This window comes from Commensalibacter sp. Nvir (assembly GCF_963921845.1).
Taxonomy (GTDB): Bacteria; Pseudomonadota; Alphaproteobacteria; order Acetobacterales; family Acetobacteraceae; genus Commensalibacter.
In genome coordinates this window covers 1-12,175 of record NZ_CAWUGZ010000022.1, presented here as the reverse complement: position 1 = coordinate 12,175, position 12,175 = coordinate 1, and the positions used below count along the sequence as shown (strand labels likewise).

Here is a 12,175-nt window from a genome sequence, read left to right as displayed (position 1 = left end):
AAATTTAGGGTATGGCGCGAACCAAAAGACCTGCTATCAAGCGGCTCTTTCACGTGGCGCAGATATTGTTATTATGTTGCATCCTGATTATCAATACAGTCCAAAATTGTTAGGGGCTATGGTAAACATGTTGGTTTCTGGTCATTATGACATCATTATAGCCTCTAGAATACTTGGCAAAAGCGCTGTTGCAGGCGGTATGCCTTTGTATAAATATGCAGCAAACCGTTGGTTGACGTTTATCCAAAACGTGTTTCTTAACTGTAAATTATCCGAATACCATTCTGGTTACCGAGGATGGACGAAAGAAGTGCTTTTATCTCTAGATTTAAATCAGTTTTCTAATGATTTTATTTTTGATAATCAAATGCTATGTGCGGCACTTTACCATAAATTTCGTGTAGGAGAAATTTCTTGCCCCACCAAATATTTTAAAGAAGCTTCTTCTATTAACTTTAAACGCAGCTTAACATATGGTCTAGGCGTTCTCTATGTATCCTTATTGTATAGATTAAGTAAATTACATTTAATTTCTAATCGTTTGTTTAAATTATAAATATGCTTAAACAAGCCATTTTTACCAACTTTTTTAAACTTTAATTTATAAAATATTAACTAAGGTAATTGGATTGTGTTTACAGCTAAAGCATATTCTACAAGAAAGTCTTGGCAAAATATTAGCTTAATTTCGCTTTATGTATTTTTTTTATTTGCTAGAGCTCCAGATATTTTATTGCAAGGCAGATTTTGGGCGGAAGAAGGTTTTGTTTTTTACAGCAACGCTTTTAATTTGCACCCTCTTCAAGCGCTTTTTCATGTATATGGAGGGTATATTAACCTGGGCGCAAGTGGGACAACCTTGATTGCACGCTATGTATTTTTACCTCCACGCTATGCCCCCTATGTTACGATTTTTTGTGGTCTTTTTGTTCAATTGCTTCCACTTTACGTACTATTAACAGCGAAAGATAAGTGGTTACAACTATTTAAAACCAGAGTACTAGCGACCTTATTGTTGTTATTTATACCTGAATCTTCTGAAATTTCTCTTCAATGTTTGCATCTACAATTTCATTTAACTTTGGCTTGCGTGTTTATTGCCTTTACTACAAGTAGTTATAACCATCAAAAACCAAAACTCTTTATTCTTTTTCTCGCACCGCTTTGCGGTTTATTACCGATAACAACCATTCCTATTTTTTTGTATAAAACCATTACAAAAGGAAATCGTGCACAGTATTATCAAATGCTTGCTTTGATTGGTGGAAGCAGCATTCAATTGAGCTTTTATTTAACCAACCATTGGCTTCATTTTGATACTTCGGAATCATGGCTTCCTCGTTACAATCACTTATCATACACTGAATTGACCAATGTTATATTTGTACGTGACATTCTTTTCCCATTTTTGGGACACCGCAATGTTTATGCTCTTAAGTGGATGGCGAACATCTCAAGTGCGTTGCAATACCACAGTTTTTCCAGACTTGCGTGTGTAATCCCAACCTTACTGTTTTTAGGGTTAATTGCATTATTTCTAAAATATCCCAAAACCAGAGCTGGACTTAACCTTTTATTCGCTGCAATTTTTATACAATCTATATGTATTTACGGTTCTATTGGAGGCCCCTTACAGGTAATTAATCCTTATTTTACCGAACGGTATAGTTTTATTGCTCAAGCCATACTTGCATTTTTGCTGTTATACTTTTCAATAACTTTACCTTTTAAGGGCAGTATTGTTTGCCATTTGCTAATAGGCTGGCTACTTATCGTAGGGATTAACAATTTCTTTCATACCTTTCCCGAAACAAAAGATGGTGCTGGCAAAATATGGTCACAAGAACTTAAAAAATGGAAAAAAAATACTTCTTATCATCCTAAAACTTGGTCAAGCGGCTGGTATATCGTTATGCCTAAAGCATTAGTGACAAATCGTAAACTCCCCTAATGACAACATAATGTTTCAAAATACAAAAATGACCACCTGATAACATAGTGTCCCTTCAATAATTGTTGTTAACGTTCGAAGCAAAGTCTAACCGCTAGAACATAATCTTCAACAATGCTACAATAAATTATTCATACTGCTTTCTGAAAACCAACTCTGTGTATTGCTAATTCTGTACTCTCTGCTTTGGTTTATTCTTTTTATTAGGTCATCTATGCTTGTTAACTTAAAAAATATTCATTACACACTTGGCGGTACACCTCTCATCGAAAACGCAAACTTTGCTGTAGATACACAAGACCGCATCGGATTAGTAGGACGAAATGGTTCTGGAAAATCGACGCTATTAAAAATAATTTCTGGGATATTAAATGCGGATACCGGTGAAAAATTTATTCAACCGGGCACGAGCATACAGTATTTAGAACAAGAGCCTAAACTTTCTAAATATAAAAATCTTTTAGACTATGTTTGTTCAGAACTTCATGAAACGCAACAGTATTATCGGGCAAAAATTTTATTAAATGTTTTAAATTTATCAGGGGACGAAAAACCTCAATCTCTTTCTGGCGGAGAAATCAAACGATGCGCACTGGCCAAAGCCCTTGCGCCAAAACCTGATCTTTTATTACTTGATGAACCAACAAACCATCTAGACTTGCCGGCAATCGAGTGGCTAGAAGAAGAATTAAATTCTTTACCCTCTGCCATGATTATTATCAGCCATGATCGATTTTTTTTGGAAAAAATTACTCGAAAAATTCTTTGGCTTGATCGTGGAAAAACACAATTATTAAACCAAAGATTTTCACAATTTGAACAATGGAAAGAAAATTTCCTAGAACAAGAGCTTATGGATAATCACAAGTTGGATAGACAAATAGCTCGAGAAGAAGATTGGGTGCGTTATGGCGTTACCGCACGACGTAAACGTAATGTACGCAGAATGGCCGAGTTACAAGAATTAAGAAAAACCCGCCAAGAGATTATTAAAAACCCTATGATGACCGCTATGCAAGCGAACCAAGGAGGAATTTCTGGTAAAATAGTTATCGACGCAAAACAGATAAGCAAATCGTTTTCGGAAAAAACAATTGTTAAAAACTTAAACTTAAGAATATTGAGAAACGACCGTCTGGGTATTATAGGACCCAACGGTATAGGAAAGAGTACGTTATTAAAATTATTAATCGGTCAAGAACAGCCTGATTCAGGAGAAGTTAAACTCGGTTCAAATTTAGAATTCAACTATCTTGATCAAAACAGAAATTTTCTGGATCCTATGAAGACTTTAGCTCAAACATTATCAAATGATGGTGGCGAATACGTTCATATTGGTACTCAAAGAAAACATGTCATAGGGTATATGAAAGAATTCATGTTTAGACCTGAACAAGCTAAAACCCCTATACATGTCCTCTCTGGAGGAGAAAAAGCTAGAGTTCTCATTGCCCGAGCTTTAGCCAAATCTTCAAATATTATGGTAATGGATGAGCCTACGAATGATTTGGATTTAGAGACCCTTGATTTATTACAAGATTTTCTCTCAACGTACGCCGGTACTGTGATTATCATTAGCCACGATCGAGATTTTCTTGACAAAGTGGCCACCTCAATTCTTGTTCCAGAAAAAGACGGAAAATGGATTGAATATGCGGGTGGATACAGCGATATGATGCGACTGAGAAAAAACAGTGATCCGTTTGAAGTTATAAAAGAGATAAATAGTGCCAAAGACAATGCAAACGACAAAACTGAGAAGGCAAAAGCCAAAAAACTTTCATTCAAAGATCAGTATGAATTAAATTTACTTCCAAAAAAAATCCAGACTCTTGAAAAAGAAATGGCTGTCTTAACACAATTATTGTCAGACAATTCGTTATACACACGCGATCCCCAACAATTCCAAATCTATACAGAACAACTAAACAAAAAACATCAAGATCATCATGAGTTAGAAGAAAAATGGTTCGAACTTGAACTAAAAAGAGAAGAACTCGAACGCAACTAATTTAACGTTCAATAATTCATACCTATAGAGCATTTTTTTTGTGATATTTCAGACGGATAGAAACTTCTAACCGTTAGAAACTAACTTTTTTAGGACTTAATAATCCAGAACACTGCATGCGTGTTCTGGATTGGTTAACCGCTTCAATGACCGATAAAGCAGCATGCAAAGCATTGCGACCTGCCATTGCGTCCACAACAACGGGGGCGCCTTCTAAACAAGAAGAAACGAAAGCGTCATGTTCTTTTTCCAAATTATCATGATCCTTCCATTTTATCGCTTCTCTCTTAAATCCATTGGTTCCTGGTAAAAGCAAACCCTTTTCTTTACCAATCATAACAAGTTGCTTTTCAACAAAATTTACTGACAAGTAGCCTTCTTCTGAAAAGACTCTCATTTTACGTTCTGTTTTTAAGGAAATTCGGCTTGCAGTAATAGTAGCAACACATCCATTTTGAAAGGTAACTCTTGCATTTGCAATATCTTCATATTCAGAGGTAACCGCAGCACCCAAGGCAGCCACATGCTCTATGGGAGAGTGCACAATAGCCATAATAAGATCGAGATCATGTATCATCAGATCCAGAACGACAGAGACATCAACTCCCCTAGGTTTGAATGGGGCAATGCGCATGGTTTCTATATATAATGGCCGTTTAATACGTTCGCTTATTGCTTTCTGTTCGGCTGAATAACGGAGCAAATGCCCAATTTGGAGAACTACTTCTGATTCCTTGCTTAACGCAATCAACTGATCTGCTTGTTCCAGAGTGGATGCAATGGGTTTTTCAATAAGAACATGCTTACCTGCCTTTACTGCCTTAACCGCTAAGCTAAAATGTTCTTCTGCTGGAGCAGCAATAACTACCGCTTTACAGTGCTCTAATAAGTTTTCAAACGAGGGACAAATCGTTACATTGCCTACCTCTTTAGAAACGCGTTTAGCATTGATTTCGTTAGGATCGTATATTCCAGTCAATTCCTCTTTTGAAGAATTGTAAATTTTTAATGCATGAAAACGACCAAAATACCCTGCACCCGCAACACCGACACGTAACTTCTTTTGCATTGAGCTCTCTTTAAAAAATTGTTTAATTAAAAGAAATTTTTAGTTATGACCTAGCATAAAAATTATTAAAACCCTTGAAAATGATAAAGCAAGCTTAATCCAGCCTCCAATATTTTTTACAGATTAATTTGAAAAATCGTTATTTTCTATAGTTTTGCATTATTTTATATAAATCTATGTTTTTTTAACGTTTTTTTTAACTTTTTCACAATTTGAAATAACCGAGATGACATAATATTAAGCATACTTAAAACCACATCAATTTTTATTTAAGCTATACCATTTTTTTTCATTCAATGATAAAAAAGAAACCACTTCGTTCGTAGCCAATGGCACGCCGAAGCAAGTATCTTGATAAATTTTGTCCTTGCAACCAAAACGCATTAGATTTTTCGAAACGCTTTATCGTTAATCATCTTTTTCAACCCTCTGGGCTTTGTAACACTGTTGAAATAAAGGATTTGAGCAATACTGTAATGATGTATTATAGCCCTAAAAAATTAGCCCTCGTCATACTCACTTGCCTAATTGGGTTATTGTTTTGTGTCCCCAATTTTATTTCTCGTCCACAATTCAAAATTCCTTGGCATCAAATTCACCTTGGACTGGATCTTCGTGGTGGATCGTATTTATTGTTACAAGTTGATTTAGATACATTAACCAAAGATCGTCTCCAAACTTTAGGAGACAATATTCGTCAAACCTTAATTTCTAAGAATTTAGGTTATAAAAATATTCAATACTCTGAAAAAAAACATAACGTAACGTTTAATTTACGTAGTCCTTCAGAAAAAGAACCTGTTCTTAGCGCCTTGCGTACCATGCCTCAAGCTGTAGTGAATGAATTTAACGTTACTGCTGAACCTAATGACCAAATAACGTTAACGCTTTCACCCACTGCCATGCAAAAAAGAGGTGCGGAAGCAATCATTCAATCCATTGAAATTGTTCGAAGACGCATAGACGCTATTGGTGCGGTCGATCCTTCGATTACTCAACAAGGAACGAATCGTATTGTTGTTCAGCTACCGGGAATAAGTGATCCGGATCATGTTAAGCAATTATTAGGCACGACTGCAAAAATGACGTTTCATCTTCTTGATGAAACCGCAACCAATCCTGATTTTCCCCCTCCTAGTGTTACGTTTTTGCCGATGAATGAAGACAATACTAGGAAATTGCCTATTCGTGATCATATTGAAGTCGATGGAGCAGAATTAACCAGTGCGAATGCTGGACTTAATAATGAAACGGGCGAATACGCCGTTAATTTTAGTTTGGATACCGCAGGTGCACAGGCGTTTGCCAACGTTACCCGAGCGAACTTACATAAACCCTTCGCTATTGTGCTGGACAACAAAATTATTACTGCCCCCGTTATACAATCCCCGATCACTGGTGGCCAAGGTCAAATTACAGGCCACTTCACTGCACAACAAGCAACAGATCTGGCTTTATTGCTAAGAGCAGGTGCATTACCGGCCCCTCTTAAAATTGTTGAAGAACGATCGATTGGACCATCTTTAGGCGCTGATTCTATAAAAGCAGGGGGTATTAGCTTAGCCGTTGGCTTTGCTTTGGTGATTGTGTTTATGCTTGTCTTTTATGGACGGTTCGGTTTTTATGCCGATATTGCTCTTTTTGCGAATTTAATATTAATGTGTGCCATTCTATCTTTATTTGAAGCAACGTTAACATTGCCGGGTATGGCTGGAATGCTTTTAACGCTTGGTATGGCGGTAGATGCCAATATTTTAATAAATGAACGAATACGAGAAGAGGTCCGTAATGGAAGAACGCCTTTAAGTGCTTTGCAAACAGGCTTTAATAGAGCGTTAGGTACAATCATTGACAGTAACGTTACAGCTTTTTTGTCCCATGTTATGTTGTTTATTTTTGGAACAGGACCGGTAAGAGGGTTTGCCTTAACCATTACCATCGGTATTGTTACGACCGCCTTTACAACACTTGGTCTATCCTGGATTTTGATTATTCGTTGGTATGCTTTAGTCCGCCCTAAAGAACTTCCTATTTGAAAGTATGAACATGCTTGGCCGTCCCTTATTCCATCTTGTTCCTCATGGTACGCACATACAATTTATGCGTGGACGCTTTGCGGGACTGATAACATCTGCGGTGCTCTCTATTGCTTCGCTTATCCTATTTCTGCACCCTGGACTGACGTTAGGTCTTGATTTCCGTGGAGGAATAGTTGTTGAGGCACAGACCGCTGGCCCCGCTAATTTTGCAAAAATTCGTGAAGAACTAACACGAGCTAATCTATCTGCAGCGGGACTTCAACAGTTTGGCGGTCCTAATAACGTTTTAATACGCTTGGATGCCCCTAAAGAGAACAGCTCTGAAACTACACAAACGCTTATTAATCGCGTAAAGAAAACTATAGAAACTTCAGAAAGTGGCGCCAAAATTGTGCGTGCCGACGCAGTGGGTGCTTCCGTATCTTCTGAACTGTTCCGAAATGGTCTGTTTGCACTTGGTTTCAGTTTATTGATGATTATGGGGTATATTTGGTTTCGATTTGAATGGGAATTTGCCTTAAGCGCCATAATTACACTTATTCTAGATTTAACAAAAGCCATTGGATTTTTGGTTGTTACCCATTTTGAATTTGATTTGGTAATGGTAGCCGCCCTTTTGACTATTTTAGGTTATTCAACCAATGATAAGGTTGTAGTTTACGATAGAGTGAGGGAAAATTTAAGAAAATATCATTCCATGCCAATGAGGCAGCTTATTGATTTATCGATTACCGAAACTTTGAGTCGAACGCTAGCAACTTCCGCTACTGTATTTCTTGCGGCACTTCCTTTGGCTTTATTTGGAGGTCCGTCTTTATCGGGATTCGCCTGGGTAATGCTATTTGGAATCGTAGTTGGCACCTCATCATCAATTTTTATAGCTGCCCCTTTGCTTCTTTTTATGGAAGAGGGAACCTTAAAAAGAAAGGCTAAAAAAACGTCTTAACACTATATCTATAATATTTAAAGTCGCTGGTTTTGTGTTATGTAATTAATCAAATATACAACTGCTACTTTCGCATTATTAAAATTATGATCGTTCGGTTCAATTAACGCTTTGACAACATAGTGTTTTGCTTGAAGATCTAATTTCGCTAACGTTTTAAACTGTTCAGGGGTTAGAGTTGACTCTTGCAAATATCCTATGCACATGCCATGTACGAGGAGATAGGTTTTTACTAAAGCTTGTGTCCATTGCCCATTATTATAAGGAGAATCTACAGAAGATTGACACTTTGAAAAGGTCACGAACACAACCAGCACAATAACGATCTTTTGTGTTATTTTTAGCATTATACGGTCTCTATATTGAAATTAGAATGACACATTAAGTCAACTTATTAAAGAACACATTATATATTGTGTTTAGAAGTAAGCGCATCTCTAATTTCTTCTAGCAAAATTTCTTGCTTACTGGGAACAGGGGCTGCTGTTTTTTCTTCACGCGTTTTAATACTACTATAAAGTTTATTAAGCATTTTTACCAACCAAAAGACAGCAAAACCTACAATCAAAAACTGAATGATAGCATTAAGGAAAACTCCGATATTAAGCGTAACCGCTCCAATTCGCTGAGCTTCTTCTAATGTTTGAACGTGCGCTCCTTTGAGGGTTATGAATATATTACTAAAGTCAATTCCACCTATCAACAATCCAATTATTGGATTAAATATGTCTTTGACCAAGCTATTTACAACTGTCGTAAACGCAGCTCCAACAATAATACCTACTGCAAGGTCAATAACATTTCCCCGCATAATAAAGGCTTGAAATTCTTTTATCCATTGCGGAGTTTTATCGTTGCTTTGATTTTGTACTTCATTCATAATTCTATTCCTTTAATACTTCAATCAATACAGAGTCCGAATAAATTAGTATAATTCTATATTTAATTCGTTGATATAACAAAAAAACAACTATTTTTAAAAAGATCGTCTATAATAGATTGATTAAGCGCTCTAAAGTGATTATAAATACTTTTTACTTTTCCGTCTTTTGACGGATTTTTTTTAGTCTGTTACGAGAAAATTATGAAAACCGGTATTCACCCAGATTATCACGAAATTACAGTCGTCATGACAGACGGTGTTGAATTTAAAACCCGCTCCTGTTTTGGCAAGAACGGCGCCACCCTTCGTCTTGACGTTGATCCTAAATCTCATCCAGCCTGGACTGGTGTACAACGTATTAACGACTCCCGAGGTCAAGTCGCTAAGTTTAACAAACGTTTTGCAGGTATTGGTCAAAAGAAAGCTTAATCAGTTTTGGATTCATTCCTCAACAACTCCTTAAAATCTTAAAGTGAAAAATAATAGAATATTCACTTTAAGTTTGATTTTTCCAATTATATAATCTCAATAAATAACTCTGAAAAATATGCTGCAGGAGTTACTTTAGATCTGTATATGGTATTTTGACAGGACAATCATGACTTTACCTCTTATGCCCAAAGCAACGGCAGTGTGGTTAATTGAAAAGACTGCACTCACTTTCAATCAAATTGCTGAATTTTGTGGAATGCATCCTCTTGAAGTGCAAGCAATTGCTGATGGAGAAGTAGCCCAGAGCATTATTGGTTATGATCCTATTATGAATGGTCAACTCACACAGGAGGAAATTTCCCGTTGTGAAGCCAATCCAGAATTAAAACTGCGCCTTTCTGCTTCGGGTATGTATACAGTCCGACGCCCTAAAGGTGCACGCTATACCCCTATTTCTAAAAGAAATGATAGGCCAGACGCTATAGCATTTTTGTTGAGAAACTATCCACAGTTGCAAGATCAACAAATTGCAAAATTACTTGGAACAACAAAGGACACTATTGCTAAAGTAAGAGACAAGCAACATTGGAATTCACCTAATATCAAACCCCGTGATCCAGTTATTCTTGGTTTGTGTAGTCAATTGGATCTTAATAATGCTCTTGCTGAAACCAATGATTCTAAATTCACCGAATCAGAAAAAAACGTTACCCCTCATGACGAGTCAAAGGTGACTACCCCTCTTCATCAAAACCCGCCTGAATTAGATATAGATCATATATTTTCTGAGTATAATAAAAATAATTCTTCTAAACAGTCCTAAGTTTACATTTGATGGTAACCTCTGAAACTCCAAAACTTATAAACGTTGGCATCATTATGGGTAGTCAATCCGATTGGGAGGTCATGCGTCATTCTGTACAACTTCTTGATAAGTTGCAGATTAGTAACGAAGTGAAGATCGTCTCAGCACATCGTACTCCAGACAGACTTAGAAACTATGCGCAAAATGCAAAACATCGTGGACTGAAAGTAATTATTGCTGGGGCTGGTGGTGCAGCCCACCTTCCCGGTATGACGGCTGCGTGGACACACTTGCCTGTATTGGGTGTTCCTATGCCTACTCATGCTTTTAACGGTAACGATAGTCTGCTATCTATTGTGCAGATGCCTGCAGGAATCCCAGTCGGTACATTGGCAATAGGTCGTGCCGGTGCTATCAATGCGGCTTTGCTATCTGCTTCTATAATTTCTTTATTTGATCCTCAAATAGAACAACGTCTTATAGAATGGAGATCAAATCAAACCGATTCGGTTAGCCTTACACCCAACCAAGTTTAAAGGATATGAAATAATGTTTCCTCCTAATTCTACATTAGGTATAATTGGCGGAGGGCAATTAGGACGAATGTCAGCTATAGCCGCTGCGCGTTTAGGGTTCCGTACTCATATTTTTTCAAATGTATCGTGCGCACCTGCTAGCCAGGTGGCAAATGAAACGACTGTTGGATCGTATGACAATCCTGAAGCAATTGATAGGTTTGCTAAGGCTGTGGATGTTATTACATTTGAGTTTGAAAATATTAGCGCAGATGGCCTTGACCGCTTGGCTTCCTTAAAACCTGTTCATCCATCAGGCGAAATTTTAAGAACGAGCCAAGACAGAATTATCGAAAAATCTTTTTTGAACCAACACGGAATTCCTACCACATCTTGGTTACCCATATACAACATAAACGATGCATTACGAGCAGGAGACACCCTTTCATTTCCCTTCCTTTTAAAAACGACACGCCTAGGATACGATGGTAAAGGTCAGGCCATCGTTCATAATACAGATGAGCTAAATAAAATATTCAATACTCTAGACCCGCACCCTTTAATTGCTGAGAAAATAGTTAATTTTAATTGTGAAATCAGTGTTATGGTCGCAAGAAATAAGTTAGGCCAAGTAACTACGTTTGATGTTACTGAAAACCAACATAAAAACGGTATACTTGATTTAAGCTTTGCCCCTGCACGCATTGATATTGACTTACAAAAAGAAGCTAAGACATTAGCCATACATATAGCCAATTCGTTAAAACTCATTGGTATACTAGGGATTGAAATGTTCATCGCTGATAATGGACAGATTCTTATTAATGAAATCGCCCCTAGACCACATAATTCTGGACACTGGACATTAGATGCCTGTCCTATTAACCAATTTGAAATGCATGTTCGTGCCGTTATGGGATTACCATTACCAAACGCAATTAGACATTCGGATGCGGTAATGAAAAATTTGATTGGGCCACAAGGTATGCGTGTTTGGGATTCAATCCTATCAACCCAAGGATTAATTGGCCATCTTTATGGAAAAAAAATTGCTAAATCAGGACGTAAAATGGGGCATGTTACTAAATTATACCCTTTACACACCTTACCGGGGAAATATGGATCTGAATATTTTTGATAAAGTTATGAACGTTCAATAAGCCCTTGTTCAGCAAAAGAAAAATACTCCCCATTTCCAATAATGAGGTGATCATGTACGGTAATTCCAACTGTATACACAGCTTTAGTAATTAAATCCGTTAATTTTTTGTCTGCTTGTGAAGGTATAGCTAAACCACTAGGATGGTTATGTACTAAAATTAATCCTTTTGCTTTACATAGTAAAGCACAACGAGCCACCTCTCTTAAATAAACTGACGTTGTGTTGACTGTTCCTCTACCTTGTAAACTTTCCTGAATAAATTCATTTTCTTTATTTAAATAATAAATATAAAAATGCTCATTTGATAATCGAGAAAGAAATGCTTTTAAATAATCAATCAACAATTTTTTATTCTTTAAAAG

13 protein-coding genes are annotated in these 12,175 nt (G+C 36.9%); 9 read left to right on the top strand and 4 right to left on the bottom strand.

Annotated features, from left to right (window positions below):
• The 3 genes from AABE15_RS01870 to AABE15_RS01860 all read left to right on the top strand — a co-directional run.
• On the top strand, positions 1–556 hold a 556-nt coding region (locus tag AABE15_RS01870; protein WP_338329584.1), incomplete at its 5' end, for a glycosyltransferase family 2 protein.
• A gap of 75 nt (positions 557–631) precedes the next feature.
• Positions 632–1,951 (top strand): hypothetical protein, encoded by a 1,320-nt coding sequence (locus AABE15_RS01865; protein ID WP_338329583.1) that lies wholly within the window; start codon positions 632–634, stop codon positions 1,949–1,951.
• Between the two features lie 214 nt (positions 1,952–2,165).
• A complete protein-coding gene (locus tag AABE15_RS01860; protein WP_338329582.1) occupies positions 2,166–3,962 on the top strand; it encodes an ABC-F family ATP-binding cassette domain-containing protein in 1,797 nt (598 codons plus the stop codon).
• A 73-nt stretch (positions 3,963–4,035) separates the two neighbouring features.
• Here the strand turns inward: AABE15_RS01860 and AABE15_RS01855 are convergent, their stop codons facing one another.
• Positions 4,036–5,031 (bottom strand): Gfo/Idh/MocA family oxidoreductase, encoded by a 996-nt coding sequence (locus tag AABE15_RS01855; RefSeq protein ID WP_338329581.1) that lies wholly within the window; start codon positions 5,029–5,031, stop codon positions 4,036–4,038.
• A gap of 476 nt (positions 5,032–5,507) precedes the next feature.
• Here AABE15_RS01855 and secD point away from each other — a divergent pair, with 476 nt between their 5' ends.
• Both secD and secF read left to right on the top strand, forming a co-directional pair.
• On the top strand, positions 5,508–7,067 hold the full coding sequence (secD, locus tag AABE15_RS01850) for a protein translocase subunit SecD (RefSeq protein ID WP_338329580.1): 1,560 nt from the start codon (positions 5,508–5,510) through the stop codon (positions 7,065–7,067).
• 10 nt (positions 7,068–7,077) lie between these two features.
• The gene (gene secF / locus AABE15_RS01845) at positions 7,078–8,016 is read left to right on the top strand and encodes a protein translocase subunit SecF (protein WP_338329579.1); all 939 of its coding nucleotides are present in this window, start codon (positions 7,078–7,080) and stop codon (positions 8,014–8,016) included.
• 17 nt (positions 8,017–8,033) lie between these two features.
• Here secF and AABE15_RS01840 read toward each other — a convergent pair whose 3' ends face one another.
• Entirely contained in the window at positions 8,034–8,363 is a 330-nt protein-coding gene (locus tag AABE15_RS01840) for a hypothetical protein (RefSeq protein ID WP_338329578.1), read from the bottom strand.
• A 59-nt stretch (positions 8,364–8,422) separates the two neighbouring features.
• Entirely contained in the window at positions 8,423–8,896 is a 474-nt protein-coding gene (gene mscL / locus AABE15_RS01835; RefSeq protein WP_338329577.1) for a large-conductance mechanosensitive channel protein MscL, read from the bottom strand.
• Between the two features lie 204 nt (positions 8,897–9,100).
• Between mscL and rpmE the strand changes: the two genes are divergently transcribed.
• From rpmE to AABE15_RS01815, 4 genes are all read left to right on the top strand, one after another.
• Positions 9,101–9,328 (top strand): 50S ribosomal protein L31, encoded by a 228-nt coding sequence (rpmE, locus tag AABE15_RS01830; protein WP_338329576.1) that lies wholly within the window; start codon positions 9,101–9,103, stop codon positions 9,326–9,328.
• 169 nt (positions 9,329–9,497) lie between these two features.
• On the top strand, positions 9,498–10,154 hold the full coding sequence (locus tag AABE15_RS01825) for a cell cycle transcriptional regulator TrcR (RefSeq protein WP_338329575.1): 657 nt from the start codon (positions 9,498–9,500) through the stop codon (positions 10,152–10,154).
• Positions 10,155–10,165: 11 nt separating this feature from the next.
• The gene (purE, locus tag AABE15_RS01820) at positions 10,166–10,672 is read left to right on the top strand and encodes a 5-(carboxyamino)imidazole ribonucleotide mutase (protein ID WP_338329574.1); all 507 of its coding nucleotides are present in this window, start codon (positions 10,166–10,168) and stop codon (positions 10,670–10,672) included.
• A gap of 13 nt (positions 10,673–10,685) precedes the next feature.
• Positions 10,686–11,789, top strand: a complete 1,104-nt coding sequence (locus AABE15_RS01815) for a 5-(carboxyamino)imidazole ribonucleotide synthase (protein ID WP_338329573.1) — start codon at positions 10,686–10,688, stop codon at positions 11,787–11,789.
• Positions 11,790–11,794: 5 nt separating this feature from the next.
• Here AABE15_RS01815 and AABE15_RS01810 read toward each other — a convergent pair.
• A partial coding sequence (locus AABE15_RS01810; protein WP_338329572.1) for a JAB domain-containing protein occupies positions 11,795–12,175 on the bottom strand: 381 nt, incomplete at its 5' end.

What these genes read in the sequence shown, in the direction of transcription:
- AABE15_RS01860 (WP_338329582.1), top strand. Translation starts at nt 2,166, where the DNA reads ATGCTTGTTAACTTAAAAAATATTCATTACACACTTGGCGGTACACCT.
- AABE15_RS01855 (WP_338329581.1), bottom strand. Translation starts at nt 5,031, where the DNA reads ATGCAAAAGAAGTTACGTGTCGGTGTTGCGGGTGCAGGGTATTTTGGT.
- secD (WP_338329580.1), top strand. Translation starts at nt 5,508, where the DNA reads ATGATGTATTATAGCCCTAAAAAATTAGCCCTCGTCATACTCACTTGC.
- secF (WP_338329579.1), top strand. Translation starts at nt 7,078, where the DNA reads ATGCTTGGCCGTCCCTTATTCCATCTTGTTCCTCATGGTACGCACATA.
- AABE15_RS01840 (WP_338329578.1), bottom strand. Translation starts at nt 8,363, where the DNA reads ATGCTAAAAATAACACAAAAGATCGTTATTGTGCTGGTTGTGTTCGTG.
- mscL (WP_338329577.1), bottom strand. Translation starts at nt 8,896, where the DNA reads ATGAATGAAGTACAAAATCAAAGCAACGATAAAACTCCGCAATGGATA.
- rpmE (WP_338329576.1), top strand. Translation starts at nt 9,101, where the DNA reads ATGAAAACCGGTATTCACCCAGATTATCACGAAATTACAGTCGTCATG.
- AABE15_RS01825 (WP_338329575.1), top strand. Translation starts at nt 9,498, where the DNA reads ATGACTTTACCTCTTATGCCCAAAGCAACGGCAGTGTGGTTAATTGAA.
- purE (WP_338329574.1), top strand. Translation starts at nt 10,166, where the DNA reads ATGGTAACCTCTGAAACTCCAAAACTTATAAACGTTGGCATCATTATG.
- AABE15_RS01815 (WP_338329573.1), top strand. Translation starts at nt 10,686, where the DNA reads ATGTTTCCTCCTAATTCTACATTAGGTATAATTGGCGGAGGGCAATTA.